The 2,218-nt window shown below is 68.7% G+C and carries 3 protein-coding genes; all 3 read left to right on the top strand.

Annotated elements, in window-relative coordinates:
• Window positions 1-49 precede the first annotated feature (49 nt).
• Window positions 50-847: a CoA-transferase subunit beta gene (locus tag JYJ84_RS34755; RefSeq protein WP_175219632.1), complete on the top strand. Its 798-nt coding sequence runs from the start codon at window positions 50-52 to the stop codon at window positions 845-847.
• A gap of 8 nt (window positions 848-855) precedes the next feature.
• A complete protein-coding gene (locus JYJ84_RS34750) occupies window positions 856-1,776 on the top strand; it encodes an enoyl-CoA hydratase (protein ID WP_175219630.1) in 921 nt (306 codons plus the stop codon).
• Window positions 1,773-2,218: nitronate monooxygenase (locus JYJ84_RS34745; protein ID WP_205190134.1), on the top strand; the 446-nt coding region annotated here is incomplete at its 3' end. The genes JYJ84_RS34750 and JYJ84_RS34745, both read left to right, overlap by 4 nt.

Raw genomic sequence — 2,218 nt, 5'->3', positions numbered from 1 at the left:
TGTCGCACGTGACGACGCTGCCGCTGCCGATTCTGTAAAGGAGCGCCTTGTGAGCGAATCTCTCGACCATTCCCTCGCGGAACTGATGATCGTCGCGTCCGCGCGACTCTGGCGCGACGACGGCGAAGTGCTGGCGACTGGCATCGGCACGGGCCCGCGGCTCGCGGCCGGCCTCGCGCGGCTCGCGTACAACAACGGGCTGATGCTGACCGACGGCGAAGCGTATCTCGTCGAGGAGCCGGTGCCGCTCGGCCCGCGCCCCGACGGTTATCGCGTGAAGGCGAGCGGCTGGATGACCTACGAACGCGTGTTCGACTGCCTGTGGCACGGCCGCCGCCATGCGCTCGTGATGCCGACGCAGATCGACCGTTTCGGCCAGGCCAACATCTCGTGGCTCGGCGACGACTACGCGCGCCCGAAAACCCAGCTGCTCGGCGCGCGCGGCTTCCCCGGCAACACGACGAACCACGCGAACTCGTTCTTCGTCAGCGGCCACGGCAAGCGCACGTTCGTCGAGAGCGAAGTCGACATGGTGTGCACGGTCGGCTACAACCCGGCGCGCCGGCTGCCCGGGATGAAGACCTTCGTCGACCTGCGCAGCATCGTCACCGATCTGTGCGTGATGGATTTCGGCGGGACCGACCACGCGATCCGCGTGCGTTCGCTGCACCCGGGCGTGAGCTTCGACGAGGTGCAGGACGCGACGGGCTTCCCGCTGATCGCCGCACCGGATCTCGGCACGACGGCCCCGCCGACTGCGGAAGACCTGCGCATCGTCCGCGCGCTCGACCCGCACAACCTGCGCGCGACGATCGTGCGCAACAATCCGGCGCCGCGCCGGGGATGAGGCACGACATGGAAGCGACCCAGGTGACCTTCGGCGACGGTGTCGTCGACTACGCGGTCGACGGCGGTATCGCGACGATCACGATGAACCGCCCCGAGTATCACAACGCGCAGAACTCGAAGATGACGTATGCGCTCGACGCGGCGTTCCGGCGCGCGGCGCACGATGACGCGGTGAAGGCGATCGTGCTCGCGGGCGCCGGCAAGCATTTCTCGGCGGGTCACGACATCGGCACGCCGGGCCGCGACATCCACGAATCGTTCGACCGCGCATCGCTGTGGTACGACCACGTCGACAAGGAGGGCGGCGAATTCCTCTATGCGCGCGAGCAGGAGGTGTACCTCGGGATGTGCCGGCGCTGGCGCGATTTGCCGAAGCCGACGATCGCGATGGTGCAGGGCGCGTGCATCGCGGGCGGGCTGATGCTCGCGTGGGTGTGCGACCTGATCGTCGCGTCGGAGGATGCGTTCTTCGCCGATCCGGTCGTGCGGATGGGGATTCCGGGCGTCGAGTATTTCGCGCATGCGTACGAGCTGAATCCGCGCATCGCGAAGGAGTTTCTGTTCCTCGGCGAGCGGATGCCGGCGGAACGCGCGTACCAGATGGGGATGGTCAACCGCGTGGTGCCGCGCGAGCGGCTGCACGACGCGACCTACGCGATCGCCGCGAAGATCGCGACGATGCCGCGCCTCGGGCTCACGCTGACCAAGCAGGCGCTGAATCACGTCGAGGAGCTGCAGGGCAAGCGCGCGGCGATGGATGCGGCGTTCGCGTGGCACCACTTCGCGCATGCGCACAACGAGCTGGTGAGCGGCGACCGCCTCGGCGGCTACGACGCGCGCAGCATGGCCAGCTCGCAGCGCCAGCCGAACGGCGCGGACCGTAGCGACGCGCAGGCGCCGGCCGCCGTCGACGGAGCCGCCGCATGAGCACGACGCTGCATACGCCTTTGTGCGACCTGCTCGGCTGCCGTTACCCGATCGTGCAGACCGCGATGGGCTGGGTGGCCGATGCACGGCTCGTCGCGGCGACCGCGAACGCCGGTGGCTTCGGCTTCCTGGCCGGCGCGACGCTCGAACCGGAGCAGGTCGAGGCCGAGATCCTGAAAGTGAAGTCGCTGACCGACCAGCCGTTCGGCATCAACTTCCACATGTTCCAGAAGAACGCGCAGCAGGTCGTCGAGCTGGCGATCAAGCACCGGCTGCGCGCGGTCAGCTACGGCCGCGGGCCCGACGCGAAGACGATCCGCCGCTTCAAGGACACCGGCATCGTGTGCATGCCGACCGTCGGCGCGCCGAAGCACGCGGCGAAGGCCGTCGAACTCGGCGCGGACATCGTCACCGTGCAGGGTGCGGAAGGCGGTGGCCACAC

The organism is Burkholderia sp. LMG 13014, assembly GCF_905232215.1.
GTDB lineage: Bacteria > Pseudomonadota > Gammaproteobacteria > Burkholderiales > Burkholderiaceae > Burkholderia.
Note: the sequence above shows the minus strand (reverse complement) of the source record. Positions and strands in the feature narration are given on the sequence as shown.